This is a genomic window from Streptomyces griseus subsp. griseus (genome assembly GCF_000720255.1).
In the GTDB taxonomy this organism is placed as follows: Bacteria; Actinomycetota; Actinomycetes; order Streptomycetales; family Streptomycetaceae; genus Streptomyces; species Streptomyces griseus_I.
The window spans coordinates 40,564-64,248 of sequence record NZ_JOJE01000033.1 but is presented as its reverse complement, the minus strand read 5'-3'; the positions used below and the strand labels follow the sequence as shown (position 1 = coordinate 64,248).

Below are 23,685 nucleotides of genomic sequence, written 5' to 3'. Positions count from 1 at the left end.
CCGCTCGATGACACACCGCTTCGGCCCCTAGGATTCCCCCTATCACCTCACCGGTCTCATTCGACAGGAACCCCATGAGCGACACTTCCCCCTACGGCTTCGAGCTTGTGCGGCGTGGATACGACCGCGCTCAGGTGGACGAACGCATCTCGAAGCTCGTCTCCGACCGTGACAGCGCTCTGGCCCGCATCACCGCTCTCGAAAAGCGCATCGAGGAACTTCACCTCGAGACGCAGAACGCCCAGGCACAGGTGAGCGACGCCGAGCCGTCGTACGCCGGTCTCGGCGCGCGTGTCGAGAAGATCCTCCGCCTCGCCGAGGAAGAGGCCAAGGACCTGCGCGAGGAGGCCCGTCGCGCCGCCGAGCAGCACCGCGAACTCGCCGAGTCCGCGGCGCAGCAGGTCCGCAACGACGCAGAATCGTTCTCTGCGGAGCGCAAGGCCAAGGCGGAGGACGAGGGCGTCCGGATCGTCGAGAAGGCCAAGAGCGACGCGTCGCAGCTGCGTTCCGAGGCGCAGAAGGACGCACAGTCGAAGCGTGAGGAGGCCGACGCCCTCTTCGAGGAGACCCGCGCCAAGGCCGCCCAGGCCGCCGCCGACTTCGAGACCAACCTCGCCAAGCGCCGCGAGCAGTCGGAGCGCGACCTGGCCTCGCGTCAGCAGAAGGCCGAGAAGCGCCTGGCGGAGATCGAGCACCGCGCCGAGCAGCTGCGCCTGGAGGCGGAGAAGCTGCGCACCGACGCCGAGCGCCGCGCCCGCCAGACGGTGGAGACCGCTCAGCGCCAGGCCGAGGACATCGTCGCGGACGCGAACGCCAAGGCCGACCGCATCCGCTCGGAATCCGAGCGCGAGCTGGCCGCCCTGACCAACCGGCGCGACTCCATCAACGCCCAGCTCACCAACGTGCGCGAGATGCTCGCCACGCTCACGGGCGCCGCGGTGGCCGCGGCCGGTTCGCCGAGCGACGACGAGCCGATCTCCCGCGGGGTTCCGGCGCAGCAGACCCGGTAACGATCCGGCGGCTGACATGTGAACAACTGCGAAGCCCTCTGCCACTCCGGTGGCAGGGGGCTTCGTCGCGTCCTAGCGTGAACGGCATGATCGAGCTCGAGGGGCTGACGAAGCGGTACGGCGAGAAGGTGGCGGTCAACAACCTCACGTTCACGGTGAGACCGGGCATGGTGACGGGGTTCCTCGGGCCCAACGGTGCCGGGAAGTCGACGACGATGCGCATGATGCTCGGGCTGGACCGGCCCACCGCCGGACATGTCCGCATCGACGGCAAGCGCTACGAGCAGTTGAAGGACCCGCTGACGTACATGGGCGCCCTGCTGGACGCGAAGGCGATGCACGGCGGGCGCAGCGCCTACAACCACCTGCTGTGCCTCGCGCAGAGCAACGGCATCGCCCGCAAGCGCGTGGACGAGGTGCTCGACACGGTCGGGCTCACCGCGGTCGCCCGCAAGAAGGCCAAGGGGTTCTCGCTGGGCATGGGGCAGCGGCTCGGCATCGCGGGCGCGCTCCTTGGCGACCCGCGGATCCTGATGTTCGACGAGCCGGTCAACGGCCTCGACCCCGAGGGCATCCACTGGATCCGCCACCTGATGAAGTCGCTGGCGGCCCAGGGGCGGACGGTGTTCGTGTCGAGCCATCTGATGAGCGAGATGGCACTGACCGCCGACCACCTCGTCGTCATCGGCCAGGGACGGCTGCTCGCCGACACCTCGATGGCCGATTTCATCGCGCGCAACTCGCGCTCCTACGTCCGGATCCGCACGCCCCAGCGCGAGCGGCTCCTCGACGTGCTGCACGGGGCCGGGATCACCGTCGTGGAGACCGGCAACGGCACGCTGGAGGTCGACGGCGGCAAGTCCGAGCTCATCGGGGAGCTGGCGGCGCAGCACCAGCTCGTGCTGCACGAGCTGAGTCCCCAGCAGGCCTCGCTGGAGGAGGCGTTCATGCAGCTGACCGCCGAGTCGGTCGAGTACCACGCGCACACCGACGCGCCCGCGCCGCGGCCGTGGGGCGACGACTGGAAGAGGGGCTGAGCATGGCGGCGACGCAGGTCATCCGCTCCGAGTGGACGAAGATCCGCTCGGTGGCGTCCACCGTGTGGACGCTCTCCCTCGCCGTGGTGGTCACCATCGCCCTCGGCATGCTGATCTCCGCGCTGTCGAAGAACGAGTTCGACACGATGCCCCGGCAGGACCGGGTTTCCTTCGACCCGACGTACATCAGCTTCGCCGGGATGACCCTCGGTCAGCTGGCGATGATCGTGTTCGGGGTGCTGGTCGTCTCCAACGAGTACAGCACCGGCATGATCCGCACCTCGCTGGCCGCCGTGCCGCGGCGGGCCGCCTTCCTGTTCAGCAAGATCGCGGTGGCGACCGGACTCGCCCTGGTCGTCGCCCTGGCGACCAGCTTCGCCACGTTCTTCCTGGGCCAGGCGATGCTCGGCCCGCACCGCACGGAGCTCGGCGACCCGGGTGTGCTGCGCGCGGTCGTCGGCGGCGGCCTCTACATGACCCTCATCGCGATGTTCTCGATGGGCGTCGCCGCGATGCTGCGCTCGCCGATGCTGTCGCTGGGCATCCTGATGCCGTTCTTCTTCCTGATCTCCAACATCCTGGGCAACGTCGACGCGACGAAGAAGATCGGCCGGTTCCTGCCGGACCAGGCCGGCAGCCGGATCATGCAGGTGGTCACCCCGTCCGGCGACGACACCCCGTACGGACCCTGGGGCGGCCTGGGGATCATGGCGTTGTGGGTGGCGGCCTCGCTCGTGGGCGGTTACGTGCTGCTGAAGAGGAGGGACGCCTGACCGGTCGGCCGAGCACGGGCCTCCCGCGCGGCTGAGCCTTTACCTCGTCTTGAGTGGAACCGTCAGCGCCCGGATATCCTCCTAACCCTTACGGGGGGCGTGTGCCCCGCTGTCCTGAACCTTTTGATGGGTGCGGAGCATGATCGAGGCAGTCGGCCTGACCAAGCGCTACGGCGACAAGACCGCTGTGTACAACCTGTCCTTCCAGGTGCGGCCCGGTGCCGTCACCGGCTTCCTCGGGCCCAACGGCTCGGGCAAGTCGACGACCATGAGGATGATCCTCGGCCTGGACAACCCGACCTCGGGCTCGGTGACGATCGGCGGCTATCCGTACCGCAAGCTGCCGAACGCGCCCCGCCAGGTCGGTGCCCTGCTGGACGCCAAGGCGGTGCACGGTGGCCGTGCCGCCCGCAACCACCTGCTGAGCCTTGCCCAGCTGTCGGGCATCCCGGCCCGGCGGGTGGACGAGGTGCTGGGCGTGGTCGGTCTGCAGGACGTGGCCCGCAAGCGGTCCAAGGGCTTCTCGCTCGGCATGGGCCAGCGGCTCGGCATCGCCGCCGCGCTCCTCGGCGACCCCCAGGTGCTGCTCTTCGACGAGCCGGTCAACGGCCTCGACCCGGAGGGCATCCTGTGGGTGCGCAACCTGATGAAGGCGCTCGCGGCGGAGGGCCGTACGGTCTTCGTCTCCTCCCATCTGATGAGCGAGATGGCGCTGACCGCCGACCACCTCATCGTGATCGGGCGCGGACAGCTGCTCTCCGACATGAGCGTGAGGGACTTCATTTCGGCCAACTCCGCCGACTTCGCGCGGGTGCGCACCCCGGACACCGAGCCGCAGCTGCGCGAGAAGCTGACGTCCGCGCTGACGGAGGCCGGCGGGCAGGTGATGCCGGAGCAGGACGGCGCGCTGCGGGTGACGGGACTGGCGCTGCCCCGCATCAGCGACATCGCGCACGACAGTGACGTACGACTGTGGGAGCTGTCGCCGCATCAGGCCTCGCTGGAGGAGGCGTACATGCGGATGACGCAGGGCGCGGTCGACTACCGCTCGACCATCGACCAGAAGGCCGGCCTCCAGCAGCCGCTGCCGCCCGGCGCGCAGCCGCCGATGCCGGTGCCGGGACAGGGCCAGCCCGGCTGGTACGCGCCTCCGCCGCCGCAGCAGGGCGGTCAGCCCTTCGCGCCGCCGCAGGGGCAGCCCGGACAGGCCCCCACGGGCCCGTACGGCGCCGCTCAGCCGCCCACCGGGCCGTACGGCGCCCCGGGCGCTCCCGCGGCTCCCGCCGCCCCCGTGGCCGCTCCGGTGGCCGCTCCCGGCGCGGGACAGCCCAACCCGTACGCGCAGCCGGCCCCGCAGGCACAGGTCCCGGCTGCCGCGCCCGCTCAGCCCGCGGCACCGGCTCAGCCCGCAGCCCCCGCCCCTCAGCCCGCCGTCGACACGACCAAGTCCGAGGACGCCCGATGAGCACCCCCCAGCCCCAGATGCCGCAGGCCGCGCCCAACTGGCAGGCGGCGCCCGGGTCTTCGTACCCCGGTTACACCTCGCCGATCCCCGTCACGCGCACGCACCTCGGGCACGCCCTCGCCTCGGAGTGGACGAAGATCAAGTCGGTTCGCTCCACGATGTGGACGCTGGGCGTGTTCGTGCTGCTCGTCATCGGCATCGGGCTGGCGACCGGCGCGCTGGTCTCCGCCAACGCCGGGGAGCAGGACCTCGCGGGCGAGAACCCGCTGTCGTTCGGCTTCTTCGGGCTGCTGCTGGGCAGCATGTGCGTCATCACGCTCGGGGTGCTGACCACGGCCTCGGAGTACGGCACCGGCATGATCCGGACCACGATGACCGCGTGCCCGTCCCGTGGGCGAGTGCTGGCCGCGAAGGCGATCGTCTTCTTCTCGGTCGCGTTCACCGTCACGCTGGTCTCGGCCCTGCTGGTCGCCTTCGCCGACGTGGCCATGCTGGGCGATGCCCGGGAGCCGTCGGGCGGCGAATGGCTGAAGGGCACGGTCGGCGTCTCGCTCTACATGGCCCTGCTCGGGCTGCTCTCGCTCGTCGTCGGCTCGATCATCCGGCACTCCGCGGGCGCCATCACCATCATGATCGGCGTGCTGCTGGCACCGCTGGTCATCGCGCTGTTCATGTTCTCGGAGTCGCTGGAGAAGGTGCGCCAGGCACTGTTCGAGTACTCGATCCCGAACCAGCTCAGCGTCTTCTACTCCACCTCGCTCACCGATTCCGGCCCGTCCGGCTGGGACCCGCTGTGGATCATCCTGGGCGTCACGGCCGCCGCGTTCGCCGGCGCCGTCGCGCTGCTGGAGAAGCGGGACGTCTAGGCGGGGCCTCGTCCAGGCGGGGCCTCGTCAGAATCTCTGCGCGTTACGGGACCGTCGCACCCCCGGGGTGCGACGGTCCCGTGCGTTCCAGCAGGCCTTGTGCCAGTGCCGGCGGTCGTCGACGCCCGCGTGGTCGGGCCAGGCCACGACGTGCGGCACCCCGTCGGGGATCATCTGGTCACAGCCGGGGCAGCGGTACGTCTTGCCCTGGGCGCTCGCCCCGGCCACGTGCCGCACGTTCCACTCCTCGCCGTCCCAGCTCACCGAGGACTGCCAGCCGCCGTAGCGGCTCGTACGGTCCTCCTCGGCGCTCCGGGACGAGTCGACGCCCTTGGGCCGGTTGCGACGCGGGGACACGGGACACCTCACGGGGCTCTACAGGAAGCACGGGCCGTGTCCAGGCTACGCGGCCCGAGGCGGGGTAGATGTAGGGCACCAGCCGTTCCTCCGCACCGATTCAGGAGTGCCCCCAACCAGCCGCACGCCCCGCTCGCCCACGCCGCACCGGCGTCCCGGATCGTGCCGACCTCGTTACCGTGCTCGCCGTGCGGCCCCGCGACCGCGGACCGAACATCACACGATCGAGCCAACCGACCTCATGCGTTCTCCGCGCTGACCAGCCGCAGCCCCGCAAGTCCCCCTCCGCGGCGGTCCATTCTCCAGACAATCGGCAAATCGTCTCCATCAAGCCGTGTCCTCGGCACGTGTCGGCCGGTTATGCCCGGTGGGGGAGCTCCGTGTCGGAGCCAAGGAAACAGGAAGTGCCATGCGCGTTGGAAGTTTCGTGTTGGCGGCCCAGTTCCCGGGTCAGGGCCATGGGGAGGCGCTGCACCGGGCGGTCCGCTCCGCCGAGGTCGCCGAGGAGGCGGGGCTGGACTCGGTCTGGCTGGCCGAGCACCACTTCGTGCCGTACGGCACGTGCCCCTCGGCCGTCACCCTCGCCGCCCTGCTGCTCGGCCGCACCCGCCGGATCCGGGTCGGCACGGCGGTCAGCGTCCTGCCCACCGTCCACCCCGTGGCCCTCGGCGAACAGGCCGCGCTGCTGCACATGACGAGCGGCGGGCGCTTCTCGCTGGGCGTCGGACGCGGCGGCCCGTGGGTCGACCTGGAGGTGTTCGGCGCGGGCCTGGAGGCGTACGAGAAGGGGTTCCCGGAATCACTCGATCTGCTGGTCCGCTGGCTGCGCGAGTCCTCCGTCGGGGCCTCGGGCGAGCGTTTCCGCTTCCGCGAGGTCCCCGTCGTACCGAGGCCGTCGGAGTCGCTGACGGAGGTGACGGGGCCGGAGGTGATCGTCGCCTGCACCTCCCCGGCCAGCGTGCGTCTCGCCGCCGGGCGCGGGCTGCCGATGCTGCTCGGCATGCACGTGGGGGACGAGGAGAAGGCGGAGATGGTCGCCCTGTGGCGGCAGTACGCACGCGCGGCCGGCCGGCCGCCGGAGGAGGTCCTCGGCGCGGGCCATGTCTCGGCCGGCGTCTGCCAGATCGCGGACCGGCGCACGGACGCGGTGGAGGCCCTCGTGAAGGCCATGCCGGGCTGGCTGAAACACGGGCTCGACGCGCATGTCACGGTGGACGGCCGCCCGCGCCGGATGCGCGACCCGGTGGCGTACACGGAACTGCTCTGCGGGCTGCATCCGGTGGGCACCCCGCGATTGTGCGCCGACCGTCTCGCCGCGACCAGCGAACGCACCGGCATCTCCCGCTTCGCCCTGCTCGTCGAGGGCTCCGGGGACCTGGCGGCGACCGAGGAGAACCTGCGGCGGCTCGGCGCCGAGGTGCTCCCCCACCTCGGCTGACGAGCTGCCGTGCCTGCCGCTCCGACTTCGGGTGTCTGTCACACACGGAGCGGCAAGCAGGCGACCGCGTCAGCAGTCCCGGAACTCGGGGGACTGGTTCAGCAGTTGGCTGCGCACCGACGTGAAGCGGGCCAGCTTCTCGTCGACCGAGGGGTCCAGCGGGAACACGGCCACCCGGTGGCAGTTCTGGAAGGCCAGCCGCACACCGAAGTGCCGCTGCAGGGCGCCGCGTATGGCGTCACTCGCGAGCGCGCGCAACAGCTGGCCGCGCGCCTGCTCGTCCGGCGGAGGCGTCTGGTTGTCGGCGAACGCTCCGCCGTCGACCTTCAGCTGGGCCACCAGGGAGCTGATCATCTCCCATGCGTAGGGCAGGGAGGTCCGGACGCAGTCGACGAATTCTGCTTCGTCGACCTCGCCTCGCTCGGCCTGTTCGAGTAGGGCCGGTGAGACGTCGAGCGACATGGGTTCTCCTCTCGCACCCCCGCACAGCAGGGGTTGCCGGACACGGAATAGGGAGACCGCACGCCAAGACGTCGAGCACGCTGAGTACACAATCCGCGACCTCCCGTTCACTACGGTAGGCAACAGACGGTGACGGCACCAGGAGAATGCGAACATGGGCAACTCCCGTGCGGCACACAATCGGCCACGGGGTAACAGGGGTCATCCAGGGCGAATCGCGTGCACCCACGCCCGTCGAGTAGCGTTGCCGACCATGCGTCTCGTCATTGCCCGATGCTCCGTCGACTACGCGGGCCGGCTCACCGCCCACCTTCCCTCCGCCCCCCGTCTCATCCTGGTGAAGGCGGACGGCAGCGTCTCCATCCACGCGGACGACCGGGCCTACAAGCCCCTGAACTGGATGTCGCCGCCCTGCACGCTGAAGGAGGGCACGGGCGAGGAGGAGGGCGTCTGGACCGTCATCAACAAGGCGGGCGAGAAGCTCATCATCACGATGGAGGAAGTCCTCCACGATTCGTCGCACGAACTCGGCGTCGATCCGGGCCTGATCAAGGACGGCGTGGAAGCGCACCTCCAGGAGCTCCTCGCCGACCGCATCGAGACCCTGGGCGAGGGCTACACGTTGATCCGGCGCGAGTACATGACCGCCATCGGGCCCGTCGACATCCTCTGCCGGGACGCCGAGGGGCAGACGGTGGCGATCGAGATCAAGCGGCGCGGTGAGATCGACGGCGTCGAGCAGCTCACGCGCTACCTGGAGCTGCTCAACCGCGACCCCCATCTCGCCCCGGTCCGCGGCATCTTCGCCGCCCAGGAGATCAAGCCCCAGGCACGGGTCCTCGCCACCGACCGAGGCATCGGCTGCCACGTCATGGACTACGACGCCCTCCGAGGCATCGAGGACGACAAGCTGCGCCTGTTCTGACCACCGTGGTGGTACGACGAGGAGGGCCGGGTCCCTGAGAAGCGAACCCGGCCCTTCGCTCTGCCCAGGGGATCAGATCACGGGGTCCGAATGGGTCGGGGTGCCGTCCGTGCTCCGGGGCGCGCCGGCCGTCGTGTTGCTCGGGGTGTCGGTGTCGGTGGAGCCGCCGGCCGTGTTGGTGGAGGGCGGCGTTTGCGACGGGCTCGTCGCCGGAGGCGTGGTGCCGGAGTCGGTCGGGTCGGGGGACGTGTCCGTGGGGCTCGACGGGGCCGACGGACTCGGCGACGACGGCGGCTTCGGGGACGTCGGCTTGGGAGTCGTACGGGACGGGGACGGCGACGACGGGCTCTCTGTCCCCCGCGTCCCGCTCGGCTTGTCCGACGGCTCGGTGGCCTGTGTCGGCGTCGGATCGTCGGTCGTGCCGAACGTGCCGTCGGGGCCCGGATCCGTCGGCCGGCTGGTCACCTTGTCGGCGTCGCCGTTGCCCGCGTCCTGCTTCGGCACGTCCGCGCCCAGGCTGCCGTCCTCCACGTCCTGGCTGGCGGACGGGTTGACGCGGACCTTGTCGGACGGGGGGTTGGCGTCGTTGTCGGAGGTGGCGCCGAGCGTCACGACCGTGCCGAGCACCGCCGCGAGGAGCGTGCCCGCGCCGACCGCCACGAGGTTGCGGCGGACGAGCCCCGTGAGACCGCCCCGGCCGTGCCGCGGGGGCGCGCCGGACGGGCCGGGCTGGACCGAGGGGCCGGGCGGGGCGGACAGCTGGTGGGTGACGAGGGTGTCGCCCGACGGAGGCTGAAGCTGCGGGAACGCCGACAGTGCCGCGGGCACGCCGCCCGCGGGGGACGCCGACTCCTCGGAGCGCGCGTCCGGCACCTCCTCCCCCGCCATCGCGGCCGCGAGGCCCGGCACATCGCCCATGCGGTCGGCGACCAGGGCGAGGGCGCGCCGGCCGGCGACGGTGCCGCGCTTGTCGGCGAGCGCGCCGCGCAGCCCGATGGACGCCTCCAGCTCCGCACGGGCCCGGTCGAGCTGTCCCTCGCAGAGGGCGAGGATGCCGAGTTCATGGTGGAAGTAGGCCTGTTCGGCGACCTCCCCGGCGAGCCGGGAGGCCTCCGCGCCGGCCCGCAGCGCCCGCTCCCAGGCGCTCCAGTGCAGCCCCGCGGCGAACGCGGGCGCGGCGGTGCGGGCGAGCTGGACGGCGATGTTCTCGCCGGCGTCGGCGTCGGCCGGCGAGGTGAGCGGAACCAGGACGCCCAGCGCGGCGAGCAGTGCGTCCGCCTCCGCGCACACCCTCTCGGGAGTGACGGAGGGGTGCCCGGCCCACCAGGTGTAGTGCTGGGCGGCGGCGAGGGCCCGTTCCTCGATGTCGTCGCCGTATCCGGCGGCCACCAGCTGGGCGGGGACCCCGGCGGCGAGCCGGTAGCGGGAGCCGACCGGCGTGACCAGTCCGCAGGCGGCCAGCTCGCCGAGGGCGGCGTCCGCGTGGGTGTCGCCGACGAGCGCGGGCAGGTGGGCCTGGTGCGGGACCTCGCCGTCGAGGGCGAGGGCGAAGCGCAGGGTGCTGCGGGCGGAGTCGCTCAGCCGGGCAGCGAGCAGCGGCGCGGGCGCGGCGGCCTCGCCGAGCGACGGAAGCGGTATCCGCTCGCCGTCCTCGGCATCGATGTCGAAGGGCGCGTCGACGGCGGCGTCGTCGGGGCGGGCGTCCTCGAAGACGCCGAACTCGTCGACGGCGGCGGCGTCGGCGCGCCGTTGGTCGCGCTGGCTCAGCAGTGCGCCGGCCTGGAGGAAGCGCAGCGGCAGGCCCTCGGACTCGAACCAGAGGTCACCGGCCCAGTTGGACTCCTCCTCGGTGAGCGCGCGGCCCGCCACCCGCTCGATGAGGTCCACGCCGCCGGCCCGGTCGAGGCCGCCCAGGAGGACCTCCTCGACGGCCGCGTCGGCGGAGGGGGCGGGCGCGTCGGGGGTCGCGGCGAACAGGAAGGCGCACTCGGGGGTCGCGTCCAGCAGTTCGTCGAGCCCGGCGCCGCCGAACTCGAGGTCGTCCACGACGACGACCGCGCCGATCTCACGGACCAGGGTGAGCAGTTCGTCCCGTTCGGGGCGGTACAGGGGTGCGTCGTAGGCGGCGTAGAAGAGGTCGTGCAGGAGGTCGCTCGCCGTGCGGTGGAAGCCGCCCAGGCGGATCACGCCGTCGGGGGCGAGGTCGGCGCAGTCCTCGGCGACGATGTCGAGCAGGCTCGTGCGGCCGGAGCCGGCGGGGCCGGTGAGGCAGACCGAGCGGCCTCGGGCGAGGAGCCGCACCAGCTGTTCACGCTCGTCCTGGCGGCCCAGGAGCGGCAGCGCGGGCTGCGCGGGTCCCGGGGGGACGGGCGGCTTGGCGGCGCGGGCGGCTTCGGCGCGCGCGGCCTCGGTGAGCTTCTCGGGCCTGCCGGGGCGCTCGGACGGGGGGCAGAGCTCTATCTCGCTGCCGTCGACGGGGTTGACGGTGAGCAGGTGCTCGCCGCAGACCAGTTGGACCGTGCGGGCGAGCGACGGTGCGGACTGGCCGAAGTCGGGTGTGAGGGGGTCCCTGGGCGGGCGTGGGCGCGGTGTGTGGCCGTCGCCCTCGTGGCCGTACTCCTCGGGGCCCCGGGTGTTCGGGTCCATGGGTTCAAGCCCCCCAAGCGTTCGTGTGCATGTGCGAGCCCCTCCCGGCCTTGCCGCACACCTCGCTGTCGCTTCTGGTCCGGTGCCCGCTCGGAGCTGTCAGGGCGGCGGGCAGCCGAACCCTAAACCTTCGCACAGTATCTACGACAGTCCGGGGTACCGCGCCGTCGGAGACATCACAGTCTCGTGAGGATTGTGCGCGCGGTTCGTTTCGCTTCGCGCTGCCCGGGTCTCCCCCGTCCGCGGATTCACACCCGCGACAGGTCTTACACCCGGGGCAGCGACTCCACCCCGATGCCGCCCTCGATCGCCAGGATGCGGTGCAGCCGGGTCGCCACCAACAGGCGCTGCATCTGCGGCGGTACGCCGCGCAGCACCAGGCGTCGGCCGCAGCGGCCGGCGCGCCGGTGGACGCCCATGATCACACCGAGTCCGGTGGCGTCCCAGAATTCCAGTTCGGACAGGTCGAGCACGAGGTCGCCGGCGCCGTCGTCGATGGCCGAGTGCAGGACCGTACGGGCGTCCGCCGCGCTGCGGACGTCGAGGCGGCCCCCGACGACCAGCTCGGCGTGGTCGCCCCTGATGTGCATATGCGCTCCCGTGAGTACGTCGTCGTGCTCAGCGATGTGACACGTCTAGGTGATGCAAGCTCTGACGGCACGAGCCCGTCGGAGGTTGCCGTCTGTAAGCGAACCGATACCGAATTCACCCCATGGCGTGACGCCTGCGGGGCGTGTGCGGTGTCAGTGCTTGTAGAAGCCCTGCCCGCTCTTGCGCCCGATGTCACCGGCGTCAACCATCCGGCGCATCAGCTCCGGCGGAGCGAACTTCTCGTCCTGGGACTCGGTGTAGATGTTGCTGGTGGCGTGCAGCAGGATGTCGACGCCGGTGAGGTCCGCGGTGGCGAGCGGGCCCATGGCGTGTCCGAAGCCCAGCTTGCAGGCGAGGTCGATGTCCTCGGCGGTCGCGACGCCCGACTCGTAGAGCTTGGCGGCCTCGACGACGAGGGCGGAGATCAGCCGGGTGGTGACGAAGCCGGCCACGTCGCGGTTGACGACGATGCAGGTCTTGCCGACGGACTCGGCGAACTCCCGTGCGGTGGCGAGTGTTTCGTCGCTGGTCTTGTAGCCGCGCACCAGCTCGCACAGCTGCATCATCGGCACCGGTGAGAAGAAGTGGGTGCCGACGACCCGCTCCGGGCGCTCCGTCACAGCCGCGATCTTGGTGATCGGGATGGCGGAGGTGTTGGAGGCGAGCACGGCGTCCTCGCGCGTGATCTTGTCGAGTGCGCGGAAGATCTCGTGCTTGACCTCCAGCTTCTCGAAGACGGCCTCGACGACGATGTCGGCGTCGCCCACGGCGTCCAGATCGGTGGTGGCGGTGATGCGGGCGAGGGCCGCGTCGGCGTCGTGCGCCTCCAGCTTCCCCTTGCTCACGAACTTGTCGTACGAGGCCTTGATGCCGTCGGTGCCACGCCTCAGTGCCTCGTCGGTGACGTCACGCAGGACGACGTCCCAGCCCGCCTGCGCGGAGACCTGGGCGATGCCGGACCCCATGAGACCGGCCCCGATGACGGCGAGCTTCCGTGCCACTCCGACTCCCCTTACACGCTGTTTACGTACGCCTCTGAGGCGGACACTAGCGCTCGGGAAGGGCTGTGTGACCAGTAAGTAATGCGCGTCACGTCTCACATGACGGACATCACACCAAGACCGCTCAGCCCGCGCCCCGGACGGCGTAGTTGAGCACCTTCTCGCTCAACAGCTCTTCGATACCGTCGAGAAGCACGAGCATCTCTCGGGACACTTCGTCCGGATTGCGCCCCGCGACCATCTCACGGCCGATGGTCGCGAAGACCGTCTGGTGGATCCAGCCGATCTGACCTGCCATCAGGTTCGGCAGCGGGTCGTCCGCGGCGGCCCCGGTCTCCTCGCGCAGGGTGGCCTCCAGGTTCTCCAGGACCTCCTGCTGCAGGCTCCACAGCCGGGAGCGGAGCGGCGGGGCCTCGTGGATGACGCGCAGGAAACGGTCGTAGCCCTCCATCAGCCCGACCCGGGGGGAGACCGCCTCGACCTCGGCGCGCAGCTCGCGCAGGACGGCCCGGGCGGCGGACTCCCCCGCGTCCCGGCCGCGCACCCAGCGCGGGAGCCGGTCGACGACGCCCGCGGAGCGGTCGAAGAAGAGGTCCTCCTTGGCCGGGAAGTAGTTGTAGACGGTGTTCACGGAGACGTCGGCCGCTTCGGCCACCTCCGCGATCGTCACCGGCACGAAGCCGCGCTCCAGGAACAGTCCCGTGGCAATGTCCGAGATCCGCTGCCTGGTCTCGCGCTTCTTCCGCTCCCTGAGCCCCTCTGTCATGTCCGAATCCTAACGCCGCTTGGGCTCTCTGAAACTTTGGAGACATTGCAAAATTTAAGGGACTCTGTTTTTCTGGGGCCATGGCAATCATCAGTGCGGCCGGACTGGCCCGCACCTTCCAGACCAAGCGCGGCCCCGTGGAGGCCGTGCGCGGGATCGACCTCACCGTGCGCGAGGGCGAGATCCTCGGCTTCCTCGGCCCGAACGGGGCCGGCAAGACCACCACCCTGCGGATGCTGACCACCCTGCTCGCCCCCACCGGCGGCGCGGCCACCGTCGCCGGCTGCGACCTCGCGACCGATCCCGCCGGAGTACGGCGGGCCTGCGGTTACGTGGCCCAGTCGGGCGGGGTGGATCCGCAGATCTCCGTGCGGGAGGAGCTGGTCACCCAGGGCCGGCTCTACCGCCTGACCAAGGCCCAGGCCGTCGCGCGCACCGAGGAGTTGGCGCGGGATCTGGACCTGACCGGCCTGCTCGACCGCCGGGCGGGCGCGCTCTCCGGCGGTCAGCGGCGCCGCCTCGACATCGCGATGGCGCTCACGCACCGCCCGAAGGTGCTGTTCCTCGACGAGCCGACGACGGGCCTGGACCCGGGCAGCCGCGCGGATCTGTGGGACCTGGTGCGCCGGCTGCGCGACGAGCACGGCACCACCGTCTTCCTGACCACCCACTACCTCGACGAGGCGGACGCGCTCTCCGACCGTCTGGTGGTCGTCGACGCGGGCGTGGTGGTGGCGGAGGGCACGCCGAGCGCGCTGAAACTCGAGTACGGCGGCTCGATCGACGCCTCGCTGCAGGACACGTTCCTGGCCATCACCGGCCGCAGCGCCGCGCCGGCCGACGCCGCTCCCGTAGCCGTATAGGAGTCCCGGAATGCTGCTTCACGACATCGCCCTCGTCTACGGCCGCTATCTGCGCCAGTCCCTGCGCTCCCGCTTCGCGCTGCTCTTCGGCGTGCTGATGCCGCTGCTGTACCTGCTGTTCTTCGGCCCGCTGCTGACGGACCTGCCCCTCGGCGGGCGGGGCAGCTCCTGGCAGCTGCTGGTGCCGGGACTGCTGCTCCAGCTCGGCCTGTTCGGATCGTCCTTCGCGGGCTTCGCGATCATCATCGAGAAGCAGCAGGGCGTACTGGAGCGCATGCGGGTCACGCCCGTCAGCCGCCTGGCCCTGCTGCTCGGCCGCGTCCTGCGCGACGCCACGGTGTTCGTCTTCCAGGCGGTGCTGCTGGTGCTGGCGGCACTGGCGATGGGGCTGCGGGCTCCCCTGGCCGGGGTCCTGATCGGCTTCGTGTTCGTGGCCCTGCTGACGGCGTCGCTGGCCTCGCTGTCGTACGCCCTGGCGATGAAGGTCCGCACCCCCACGGAGTTCGGCCCCGCCGTCAACGCGATGACGATGCCGGCCATGCTCCTGTCCGGCCTGATGCTCCCGATGACCCTCGGCCCGGCCTGGCTGGACTTCCTCTCCCACCTCATGCCGTTCCGCTACCTGGTGGACGCCGTGCGCGACGCGTACGTCGGCTCGTACACGAGCACCCACATGCTCTACGGCGTGCTGGCGGCCGTCGGTCTCACGATCGTGTCCGTGACGGTGGGCACAAGGGTCTTCCGCACGTCGGGGGCGTAATTAGGCTGGCCTCATGGTCAATCTGACGCGCATCTACACCAAGACCGGGGACACGGGCACCACCAACCTCGGTGACATGAGCCGGGTCGCCAAGACCGATCTGCGGATCGCGGCGTACGCGGACGCCAACGAGGCGAACGCGGTGATCGGGACGGCGATCGCGCTCGGGAGCCTGGACGAGGAGATCGTGAAGGTCCTCACCCGCGTGCAGAACGATTTGTTCGACGTGGGCGCGGACCTGTCGACGCCGGTGGTCGAGAACCCCGAGTTCCCTCCCCTGCGGGTCGAGCAGTTCTACATCGACAAGCTGGAGGCGGACTGCGACCGCTTCAACGAACAGCTGGAGAAGCTCCGCTCCTTCATCCTGCCCGGCGGCACCCCGGGCGCGGCCCTGCTCCACCAGGCCTGCACGGTGGTCCGCCGGGCCGAGCGGTCGACCTGGGCCGCCCTGGAGGCCCACGGCGAGCTCATGAACCCCCTCACCGCGACCTACCTCAACCGCCTTTCCGACCTGCTGTTCATCCTGGCGCGGGCGGCCAACGGGGAGGTCGGCGATGTGCTGTGGGTGCCGGGCGGGGAGCGCTAGTCCGCCCGCGTCGCCTGGTAGAGGCCCGTCGCGACGAGTGCGCCCCCGACGCACATCAGGACCACGCCGACCTTCGTGGGGGCGACGACCGGGAGGTCCACTCCCACGGCGAAGAGCTTCAGGGCCAGGCCGATCACGAGGGTGACGGCCCCTTCCAGCAGGTTCTTCGACGCCCGGCTCATGATCGGCCCCTCTCCGTCCCGGATTCGGACAGCTTCCGCGGCTCGGCCGGCGCCTTCTTCGGCCAGATCCAGTACGCGAGGGTGATCAGGCCGTAGATGCCCACCGCACGCAGGGCCGCCCACTGGAAGGCGCGCAGGGAACCGACGTCGCCCGAGTCGCCGACGTACCAGACGGCGGACTGGAGGAGCGCCAGCGCCACCGCGCCCCCGAGGACCCCGCGCAGCCACAGCTTCGTCTCGTGCCGGGCGCGGGCGACGCCGTGACGCGGCGGCTTGGGCGGGGGCGGCCCGCCGGCCAGGCGGTGGGCGGCGTGACCGTCGATCCAGCGGATCGTGTAGTGGCCGAATCCGACCGTGTAACCGATGTACAGCGCCGCCACGCCGTGCTCCCAGCTCGGCTCCGCGCCGTTCTTCAGGTCGATCGCCGTCGCGATGAACAGGACCAGCTCCAGAACCGGCTCGCACAACAGCAGGACGACGCTCGTACGCCGCCACTTCAGCAGGTAACGCACCGCCAGGCCCAGGGCCAGCAGCACCCAGAAACCGACTTCGCAGGCGACGATCAACGCGACGATCACGACGGACTCCCTTCGTTCCCCCTTCCAGGCTCCCGTCGGGATCCGCGCCCTTCGTCGTCGTCGGTGACGAACTCGCGGTACATCGAAAGATGCAGTTGAGGACCGTTCCCATGGAGCAGGCGGACGGCCCCCCAGCCGTGTTTGATGGAGTCATGGCCGTACGACTCCCCCGCCCGCACCGCATCGACATGTACATCGCGGGAGGCGGGCTGCTCGGCGGGATCCTGCTGTGGGGGATCGGGCTGGGCACCCGGCCGGCCGCCGAACCGATCGTGCTCCTCCCGGGCCGCTGGCCGATCCTGTTACCGCTCGCCGTGACGGCCGGCTGCGAGCTGCTGCGTCGGGCCGCCCCGCGTACGGCGCTGCTCACCGCCATGGCCGCGCTGACACTGGACACTGTCACCCAGGGCAATCTGGTCACCCTCCTGATGTTCACGGACGTCATCTACGCGGCCGTCCTGTACGGCACTCCCGGGTCGGCCCGGCGTATCCCCTGGATCTCCGGGCTGTTGTCGGTGACGGCGACGGTGGTGCCGTTCGCGCTGTGGCGGGTGCCCGAGGCGCTGCTGATCGGCGTGGCCGTGGGCATCGTGGCGTTGGCGCCCGCGTCCACCGGGCTCATCGTCCGCAACCACCGCGACGCCGCCGAGGCCGCCCGGCTGCGCGCCGAGCAGACCGCGCTGCTCGCCGAGATGGACCGCACCCAGGCGGTCACCGCGGAACGCGCCCGGATGGCGAGGGAGTTGCACGACATGGTCGCCAACCATCTCTCCGCCATCGCCATCCACTCCACCGCCGCGCTCTCCCTCGACGACCCCGCGACCTCACGCGAGGCCCTCACCGTCATCCGCGAGAACAGCGTCGAGGGACTGGCGGAGATGCGGCGGCTGATCGGCATCCTCCGCGACAGCGATCCGGAGCGCGAGCCGGCCGCCACTCCCACCCTCGACGGCCTCGGGGCCCTGGTCGACACCGCGCGTGCCAACGGCCTCGACGTCGTTCTCGACACCGCCCACGGCACGGTCCCGGCACCGGTGGAGCTCGCGGCCTACCGCATCGTGCAGGAGTCGCTGACCAACGCCCTCAAGCACGCCGGTCCGGGCCGTGTCACCGTTTCGCTCACCCGGCTCGACGCCGCCCTCGACGTGCGGGTGAGCAGCCCGTACGGTCGCCGGAACGGCCCCCGCGCGCCGGGCTCGGGCGCCGGTCTGGTCGGCATGCGGGAGCGGGCCACGCTGCTCGGCGGCACGCTGGCGGCCGGACCGGACGGCACCCTGTGGACCGTACGCGCCACCCTGCCCCTCGCCCTTGAAGGAGACCCCGTATGAGCCGGCCCGTCCGGGTCCTCGTCGCCGAGGACCAGTCCGCCGTCCGGGCCGGTCTTGTCCTCATCCTGCGCAGCGCGCCCGACATCGAGGTGGTCGGGGAGGCCGCGGACGGTGAGCAGGCGGTGGCGCGGGCGCGGGAACTGCGTCCGGACGTGGTGCTGATGGACGTGCAGATGCCGCGTCTGGACGGGGTGTCGGCCACCCGGCAGGTGGTGGCCGAGGGGCTCGCCGACGTGCTCGTGCTGACCACCTTCGACCTCGACGAGTACGTCTTCGGGGCGCTGCGGGCCGGTGCGGCCGGGTTCCTGCTGAAGAACACGGAAGCCAAGGACCTGCTCACGGCCGTGCGCACGGTGGCGGGCGGCGAGGGCATCGTCGCTCCGGCCGTCACCCGCCGGCTCATCGCCGAGTTCGCCGCCAAACCCGTACGGGAGCCGAAGGCCGATCCGGCCGTCCTGGAGACGCTGACCCGGCGCGAGCGGGACGTGCTGTCCTGCCTCGGCGAGGGGCTCTCCAACGCCGATGTCGCGGTCCGGCTCGACATGGCGGAGGCGACGGTGAAGACGCACGTCAGCCGTCTGCTGGGGAAGCTGGAGCTGCGCAGCCGGGTGCAAGCGGCCGTACTGGCACAGGAATTGGGGATCTAGCAGCAGCAACCCCTCGATGGTCCAGACCTATTGACGGTCTGGTCCAGACCTTTCTATTCTCGCGGCACCGTGCGAGGGCGTGAGGCTCAGTCACGCGCTCCCCCAACCCCACACAAGGAGGCGCAGCATGCGCTTCGGACACCGAGCCGCGGCAGGGTTCGCGACCCTGTTGCTCCCGCTGGCAGGACTCGTCGGCCTCGCGAGCCCCGCCCAGGCCGCGACGACCGCGACCGCCACCTACACCAAGGCCTCCGACTGGGGCACCGGATTCGAAGGCAAGTGGACCGTCAAGAACACCGGTACCACCACCATCGACTCCTGGACGGTGGAGTGGGACTTCCCCTCCGGCACGTCCGTCACCTCCGCCTGGGACGCCGACGTCACCTCCTCCGGAACCCACTGGACCGCCAGGAACAAGTCCTGGAACGGCTCCCTCGCCCCGGGCGCCGCCGTCTCCTTCGGCTTCAACGGCACCGGATCCGGCTCCCCGGCCAACTGCAAGCTCAACGGCGGCAGCTGTGACGGCACCTCCGTCCCCGGCGACGCGGCTCCCTCCGCGCCCGGCACCCCCACCGCCTCCGACATCACCAACACCTCGGTGAAGCTGGCCTGGAGCGCCGCCACCGACGACAAGGGCGTCAAGAACTACGACGTGCTGCGCGACGGCGCCAAGGTCGCCACGGTGACGGCCACGTCGTACACCGACACCCGCCTGACCGCGGGCACCGACTACTCCTACACCGTCCAGGCCCGCGACACCGCCGACCAGACCGGCCCGGTCAGCGGCGCCCGCGCCGTGCGCACCACCGGCGGTACGACCGAGCCCCCGCCCACCGGCGGCAAGGTCAAGCTCGGCTACTTCACCGAGTGGGGCGTCTACGGCCGCAACTACCACGTCAAGAACCTGGTGACCTCCGGCTCGGCGGCCAAGATCACCCACATCAACTACGCGTTCGGCAACGTCAAGAACGGCCAGTGCGTCCTCGACGACTCCTACGCGGCCACCGACAAGGCCTACACCGCCGACCAGTCCGTGAGCGGCGTCGCCGACACCTGGGACCAGCCACTGCGCGGCAACTTCAACCAGCTGCGCCAGCTGAAGGCCAAGTACCCGCACCTCAAGGTGCTGTGGTCGTTCGGCGGCTGGACCTACTCCGGCGGCTTCGGCCAGGCCGCGCAGAACCCGACGGCCTTCGCCAAGTCCTGCAAGGCCGTGGTGGAGGACCCGCGCTGGGCCGACGTCTTCGACGGCATCGACATCGACTGGGAGTACCCGAACGCCTGCGGCCTGAGCTGCGACACCTCCGGTGCCGCGGCCTTCAGGAACCTGATGGCCGCCCTGCGGGCCGAGTTCGGCCCCGACTACCTGGTCACCGCGGCCATCACCGCCGACGGTTCCTCCGGCGGCAAGATCGACGCGGCCGACTACGGCGGCGCCTCGGCCTCCGTCGACTGGTACAACGTGATGACCTACGACTACTTCGGCGCCTGGGCGGGCACCGGCCCGACCGCCCCGCACTCGCCGCTCACCTCGTACTCAGGCATCCCGACGGCCGGATTCGACTCCGCCGACGCCATCGCCAAGCTGAAGGCGAAGGGCGTCCCCTCGGCCAAGCTGCTCCTCGGCATCGGCTTCTACGGCCGCGGCTGGACCGGAGTCACCCAGTCCGCCCCCGGCGGCACGGCGACCGGCGCGGCACCCGGCACCTACGAGGCGGGCATCGAGGACTACAAGGTCCTCAAGACGTCCTGCCCGGTCACCGGCACGATCGCCGGTACGGCGTACGCGCACTGCGGCACCAACTGGTGGTCCTACGACACCCCGGCCACGATCGCCGGGAAGATGAGCTGGGCGAAGAACCAGGGCCTGGGCGGCGCGTTCTTCTGGGAGTTCAGCGGCGACACCGCCGGCGGCGAGCTGGTGAGCGCCATCAACAGCGGACTGTCGTAGAACAGTTCGGCGAGTTACGCCACATTCACGCGCTGACCGGGCGGGGCTGCCTCCAGCCACGCGAGGAAACCGGTCAGCGCGTCCTCGCTCATCGCGAGTTCGAGGCGCGTGCCCCGGTGGAGACAGGTCAGGATGACGGCGTCGGAGAGCAGCGCCAGCTCCTCCTCGCCCTCGGGCAGCCGGCGGCCGGCCACCTCGATCGACGCGCGCTCCAGAACGCGGCGCGGGCGGTAGGCGTAGGAGAAGACGCGGTACCACTCGACACGGTCGCCGTTGTATCGGGCGACACCGTAGCTCCAGCCCTTGCCGCTGGTGTCCGGATGGTCGGGGACGTCCCAGCGCAGGGAACAGTCGAAGGTACCGCCGGAGCGTTGGATGAGCCTGCGGCGCAGGCCGAAGACGAACAGCCCCAGTACCACCAGGGCCACGACGATTCCGCACACAGTCAGAGCGAGGACCATCGGCACCGACCTCCTCGTCTCCTAGGTACCTTCAATACAGGTAACGGAACGGAAAAAACATCCAAATCTGCCTCAGCCGCGGCCGGCTCCGGATTGCTCCGGTGCCGGCCGCGGCTGAGTGACGTCATCGCGTGACGGGCGCTGGGGTCAGCGCGCCGCCGCCGCACGCAGTCGTACGTCCGCGCGGCGCTCGGCGGCGGCGTCGCCCTCCGCCTTCGCGCGCTCGAGCTCCCGCTCCACGCGCTGGACGTCGATCTCGTCCGACAGCTCGGCGATCTCGGCCAGCAGCGACAGCTTGTTGTCGGCGAACGAGACGAAACCGCCGTGCACCGCGGCGACGACCGTTCCACCGTCACTCGTACGAATGGTCACCGGGCCCGACTCCAGCACACCGAGCAGCGGCTGGTGACCGGGCATGACGCCGATGTCGCCGGACGTGGTGCGCGCGACGACCAGGGTGGCCTCGCCGGACCAGACCTCTCGGTCGGCCGCGACCAGCGCGACGTGCAGCTCAGCAGCCAAGGTGGCTCCTCGGGTCACCACCCGGCGGTTCGGCCGGGTGTTGGTTACAAGTCTAGTGGGCGTGGATGAGGGGGCGGGACGCGCCCGCCCCCTCACCGGAACTCAGGGAGTTCAGGAGACGCCCAGCTCCTTGGCGTTGGCCTTGAGGTCCTCGATGCCACCGCACATGAAGAACGCCTGCTCCGGGAAGTGGTCGTACTCGCCGTCGCAGATCGCGTTGAAGGCCGCGATCGACTCGTCCAGCGGGACGTCCGACCCGTCGACGCCGGTGAACTGCTTGGCGACGTGGGTGTTCTGGGACAGGAAGCGCTCCACGCGACGGGCACGGTGGACGACGAGCTTGTCCTCCTCGCCGAGCTCGTCGATACCGAGGATCGCGATGATGTCCTGGAGGTCCTTGTACTTCTGCAGGATCGTCTTGACGCGCATGGCGGCCTCGTAGTGGTCCTGCGCGATGTAGCGCGGGTCCAGGATCCGGGACGTGGAGTCCAGCGGGTCCACGGCCGGGTAGATGCCCTTCTCGGAGATCGGACGGGAGAGAACCGTCGTAGCGTCGAGGTGGGCGAAGGTGGTGGCCGGGGCCGGGTCGGTCAGGTCGTCCGCGGGGACGTAGATCGCCTGCATCGAGGTGATCGAGTGACCACGGGTCGAGGTGATGCGCTCCTGGAGGAGACCCATCTCGTCGGCCAGGTTCGGCTGGTAACCCACCGCGGAGGGCATACGGCCGAGCAGGGTCGACACCTCGGAGCCCGCCTGGGTGAAGCGGAAGATGTTGTCGATGAAGAACAGCACGTCCTGCTTCTGGACGTCACGGAAGTACTCGGCCATGGTGAGGCCGGCCAGCGCGACGCGCAGACGGGTGCCCGGGGGCTCGTCCATCTGACCGAAGACCAGGGCGGTCTTGTCGATGACGCCCGAGTCCGACATCTCCTCGATGAGGTCGTTGCCCTCACGGGTGCGCTCACCGACACCGGCGAACACGGAGACACCGTCGTGGTTGTTGGCGACGCGGTAGATCATCTCCTGGATGAGCACCGTCTTGCCGACGCCGGCACCACCGAACAGACCGATCTTTCCACCCTTGACGTACGGGGTGAGAAGGTCGATGACCTTGACGCCGGTCTCGAACATCTCGGTCTTCGACTCGAGCTCGTCGAAGTTCGGGGCCTTGCGGTGGATGGACCAGCGCTCGCCCTCGTACTGCTCGTCGACGTTCAGCACCTCACCGAGGGTGTTGAACACCTTGCCCTTGGTGAAGTCGCCGACCGGGACGGTGATGCCCGTACCCGTGTCGGTGACCGCGGCCTGGCGGACCAGACCGTCGGTGGGCTGCATGGAGATGGTGCGGACCAGGCCGTCACCCAGGTGCTGGGCGACCTCCAGGGTCAGGATCTTCTTCTCGCCGGCGTTCGCCGGGTCGGCGACCTCGACGTGGAGGGCGTTGTAGATCTCCGGCATCGCGTCGACGGGGAACTCCACGTCGACGACCGGGCCGATGACCCGGGCGACGCGGCCCGTAGCCGTGGCCGTCTCAACAGTGGTGGTCATTAGCGGTCACTCCCCGCGGTCGCGTCGGCCAGGGCGCTCGCGCCTCCGACGATCTCGCTGATTTCCTGGGTGATTTCGGCCTGGCGGGCCGCGTTGGCAAGCCGGGACAGCGTCTCGATGAGCTCTCCCGCGTTGTCGGTCGCCGACTTCATCGCGCGCCGCGTGGCGGCGTGCTTGGAGGCGGCCGACTGGAGCAGCGCGTTGTAGATCCGGCTCTCCACGTAGCGCGGCAGCAGGGCGTCGAGGACGTCCTCCGCCGACGGCTCGAAGTCGTACAGCGGAAGGATCTCGTCCTTCGTCGTCTTCTCCTGCTCGCCCTCTTCGAGGCTGAGCGGGAGCAGACGGTCGTCGAGCGCGGTCTGCGTCATCATCGAGACGAACTCGGTGAAGACGATGTGCAGCTCGTCGACGCCGCCCTCCGCGGTCTCCTTCTCGATGGTCTCGATCAGGGGAGCCGCGACCTTCTTGGCGTCCGCGTACGTGGGCTCGTCGGTGAAGCCGGTCCACGACTCCGCGATGGTGCGCTCACGGAAGTTGTAGTGGGCGACACCGCGGCGGCCGACGATGTACGTGTCGACCTGCTTGCCCTCGCGCTCCAGGCGCTCGGTCAGCTTCTCCGCGGCCTTGATGGCGTTGGAGTTGAAGGCACCGGCGAGACCACGGTCGCTCGTCAGGAGCAGCACCGCGGACCGGGTGACCGTCTCGGCCTGGGTGGTCAGCGGGTGCCTGGTGTTCGAACCGGTACCGACCGCCGTGACCGCGCGGGTCAGTTCCTGCGCGTACGGCGTGGAGGCCGCCACCTTGCGCTGCGCCTTGACGACGCGCGAGGCGGCGATCATCTCCATCGCCTTCGTGATCTTCTTGGTCGCGGTGACGGATCGGATGCGACGCTTGTAGACCCGGAGCTGGGCTCCCATGAGTC

Annotated in this window: 25 protein-coding genes; 13 read left to right on the top strand and 12 right to left on the bottom strand. The window is 70.5% G+C overall.

The features are described from left to right. The first annotated feature begins 74 nt into the window (after positions 1–74). The 5 genes from IG99_RS33245 to IG99_RS33225 all read left to right on the top strand — a co-directional run bounded on the left by IG99_RS33245 (position 75) and on the right by IG99_RS33225 (position 5,151). Positions 75–1,010 (top strand): coiled-coil domain-containing protein, encoded by a 936-nt coding sequence (locus IG99_RS33245; RefSeq protein ID WP_037680616.1) that lies wholly within the window; start codon positions 75–77, stop codon positions 1,008–1,010. An 86-nt stretch (positions 1,011–1,096) separates the two neighbouring features. Then, complete coding sequence (locus IG99_RS33240) at positions 1,097–2,047, top strand: ABC transporter ATP-binding protein (protein WP_037680614.1); 951 nt, start codon at positions 1,097–1,099, stop codon at positions 2,045–2,047. Positions 2,048–2,049: 2 nt separating this feature from the next. After that, positions 2,050–2,820 carry an ABC transporter permease gene (locus IG99_RS33235; RefSeq protein ID WP_199815666.1) on the top strand — a complete coding sequence of 257 codons (771 nt, stop codon included), beginning with the start codon at positions 2,050–2,052 and terminating at the stop codon, positions 2,818–2,820. A 139-nt stretch (positions 2,821–2,959) separates the two neighbouring features. After that, positions 2,960–4,285 (top strand): ABC transporter ATP-binding protein, encoded by a 1,326-nt coding sequence (locus IG99_RS33230; protein WP_037680613.1) that lies wholly within the window; start codon positions 2,960–2,962, stop codon positions 4,283–4,285. Beyond that, on the top strand, positions 4,282–5,151 hold the full coding sequence (locus IG99_RS33225; RefSeq protein ID WP_037680612.1) for an ABC transporter permease subunit: 870 nt from the start codon (positions 4,282–4,284) through the stop codon (positions 5,149–5,151). The genes IG99_RS33230 and IG99_RS33225 overlap by 4 nt, the downstream gene beginning before the upstream one ends. A 27-nt stretch (positions 5,152–5,178) precedes the next feature. Here the strand turns inward: IG99_RS33225 and IG99_RS33220 are convergent, their stop codons facing one another. Beyond that, on the bottom strand, positions 5,179–5,508 hold the full coding sequence (locus tag IG99_RS33220) for a hypothetical protein (protein ID WP_037680610.1): 330 nt from the start codon (positions 5,506–5,508) through the stop codon (positions 5,179–5,181). Between the two features lie 409 nt (positions 5,509–5,917). Here IG99_RS33220 and IG99_RS33215 point away from each other — a divergent pair, with 409 nt between their 5' ends. Beyond that, positions 5,918–6,946 (top strand): LLM class flavin-dependent oxidoreductase, encoded by a 1,029-nt coding sequence (locus tag IG99_RS33215; RefSeq protein WP_037680608.1) that lies wholly within the window; start codon positions 5,918–5,920, stop codon positions 6,944–6,946. A 69-nt stretch (positions 6,947–7,015) separates the two neighbouring features. Here IG99_RS33215 and IG99_RS33210 read toward each other — a convergent pair whose 3' ends face one another. Beyond that, positions 7,016–7,408: an SCO5389 family protein gene (locus tag IG99_RS33210; RefSeq protein WP_037680606.1), complete on the bottom strand. Its 393-nt coding sequence runs from the start codon at positions 7,406–7,408 to the stop codon at positions 7,016–7,018. A gap of 253 nt (positions 7,409–7,661) precedes the next feature. On the opposite strand from IG99_RS33210, the gene nucS reads away from it, so the two are divergent. Then, positions 7,662–8,333: an endonuclease NucS gene (gene nucS, locus IG99_RS33205; protein WP_037680604.1), complete on the top strand. Its 672-nt coding sequence runs from the start codon at positions 7,662–7,664 to the stop codon at positions 8,331–8,333. Between the two features lie 72 nt (positions 8,334–8,405). On the opposite strand, the gene IG99_RS33200 is transcribed toward nucS, so the two are convergent. The 4 genes from IG99_RS33200 to IG99_RS33185 form a co-directional block, all read right to left on the bottom strand. Further along, on the bottom strand, positions 8,406–10,979 hold the full coding sequence (locus IG99_RS33200; RefSeq protein ID WP_037680602.1) for an ATPase AAA: 2,574 nt from the start codon (positions 10,977–10,979) through the stop codon (positions 8,406–8,408). A 266-nt stretch (positions 10,980–11,245) separates the two neighbouring features. Then, positions 11,246–11,569 (bottom strand): STAS domain-containing protein, encoded by a 324-nt coding sequence (locus tag IG99_RS33195; RefSeq protein WP_037680601.1) that lies wholly within the window; start codon positions 11,567–11,569, stop codon positions 11,246–11,248. Positions 11,570–11,722: 153 nt separating this feature from the next. Further along, the gene (locus IG99_RS33190) at positions 11,723–12,571 is read right to left on the bottom strand and encodes a 3-hydroxyacyl-CoA dehydrogenase family protein (protein ID WP_037680600.1); all 849 of its coding nucleotides are present in this window, start codon (positions 12,569–12,571) and stop codon (positions 11,723–11,725) included. Positions 12,572–12,695: 124 nt separating this feature from the next. Beyond that, positions 12,696–13,337: a TetR/AcrR family transcriptional regulator gene (locus IG99_RS33185; protein WP_037680598.1), complete on the bottom strand. Its 642-nt coding sequence runs from the start codon at positions 13,335–13,337 to the stop codon at positions 12,696–12,698. An 80-nt stretch (positions 13,338–13,417) separates the two neighbouring features. Between IG99_RS33185 and IG99_RS33180 the strand changes: the two genes are divergently transcribed. The 3 genes from IG99_RS33180 to IG99_RS33170 are packed head-to-tail and all read left to right on the top strand — an operon-like array spanning position 13,418 to position 15,546. Beyond that, positions 13,418–14,200, top strand: coding sequence for an ABC transporter ATP-binding protein (locus IG99_RS33180; protein WP_037680597.1), 783 nt, complete (start codon positions 13,418–13,420; stop codon positions 14,198–14,200). A gap of 10 nt (positions 14,201–14,210) precedes the next feature. After that, positions 14,211–14,960 carry an ABC transporter permease gene (locus tag IG99_RS33175; RefSeq protein ID WP_037680596.1) on the top strand — a complete coding sequence of 250 codons (750 nt, stop codon included), beginning with the start codon at positions 14,211–14,213 and terminating at the stop codon, positions 14,958–14,960. A 13-nt stretch (positions 14,961–14,973) separates the two neighbouring features. Next, positions 14,974–15,546, top strand: coding sequence for a cob(I)yrinic acid a,c-diamide adenosyltransferase (locus IG99_RS33170; protein WP_037680594.1), 573 nt, complete (start codon positions 14,974–14,976; stop codon positions 15,544–15,546). Here the strand turns inward: IG99_RS33170 and IG99_RS33165 are convergent. Beyond that, complete coding sequence (locus IG99_RS33165) at positions 15,543–15,728, bottom strand: DUF5708 family protein (protein WP_037680592.1); 186 nt, start codon at positions 15,726–15,728, stop codon at positions 15,543–15,545. The genes IG99_RS33170 and IG99_RS33165 overlap by 4 nt on opposite strands. Then, entirely contained in the window at positions 15,725–16,306 is a 582-nt protein-coding gene (locus tag IG99_RS33160; RefSeq protein ID WP_037680590.1) for a hypothetical protein, read from the bottom strand. The genes IG99_RS33165 and IG99_RS33160 overlap by 4 nt, the downstream gene beginning before the upstream one ends. Before the next feature lie 152 nt (positions 16,307–16,458). Between IG99_RS33160 and IG99_RS33155 the strand changes: the two genes are divergently transcribed. From IG99_RS33155 to IG99_RS33145, 3 genes are all read left to right on the top strand, one after another. Next, the gene (locus IG99_RS33155) at positions 16,459–17,634 is read left to right on the top strand and encodes a sensor histidine kinase (RefSeq protein ID WP_037680589.1); all 1,176 of its coding nucleotides are present in this window, start codon (positions 16,459–16,461) and stop codon (positions 17,632–17,634) included. After that, a complete protein-coding gene (locus IG99_RS33150) occupies positions 17,631–18,281 on the top strand; it encodes a response regulator (RefSeq protein ID WP_037680587.1) in 651 nt (216 codons plus the stop codon). Before IG99_RS33155 ends, IG99_RS33150 begins: the two co-directional genes overlap by 4 nt. Positions 18,282–18,408: 127 nt before the next feature. Further along, a complete protein-coding gene (locus IG99_RS33145; protein ID WP_037680586.1) occupies positions 18,409–20,232 on the top strand; it encodes a glycoside hydrolase family 18 chitinase in 1,824 nt (607 codons plus the stop codon). A 14-nt stretch (positions 20,233–20,246) separates the two neighbouring features. On the opposite strand, the gene IG99_RS33140 is transcribed toward IG99_RS33145, so the two are convergent. The 4 genes from IG99_RS33140 to IG99_RS33125 all read right to left on the bottom strand — a co-directional run bounded on the left by IG99_RS33140 (position 20,247) and on the right by IG99_RS33125 (position 23,680). Next, a complete protein-coding gene (locus IG99_RS33140; protein WP_037680584.1) occupies positions 20,247–20,693 on the bottom strand; it encodes a DUF2550 domain-containing protein in 447 nt (148 codons plus the stop codon). Positions 20,694–20,840: 147 nt separating this feature from the next. Further along, positions 20,841–21,215, bottom strand: a complete 375-nt coding sequence (locus IG99_RS33135; RefSeq protein WP_037680582.1) for a F0F1 ATP synthase subunit epsilon — start codon at positions 21,213–21,215, stop codon at positions 20,841–20,843. A 111-nt stretch (positions 21,216–21,326) separates the two neighbouring features. Further along, a complete protein-coding gene (atpD, locus tag IG99_RS33130) occupies positions 21,327–22,763 on the bottom strand; it encodes a F0F1 ATP synthase subunit beta (RefSeq protein ID WP_037680581.1) in 1,437 nt (478 codons plus the stop codon). Beyond that, complete coding sequence (locus IG99_RS33125; protein ID WP_037680579.1) at positions 22,763–23,680, bottom strand: F0F1 ATP synthase subunit gamma; 918 nt, start codon at positions 23,678–23,680, stop codon at positions 22,763–22,765. The genes atpD and IG99_RS33125 overlap by 1 nt, the downstream gene beginning before the upstream one ends. Positions 23,681–23,685: the final 5 nt, after the last annotated feature.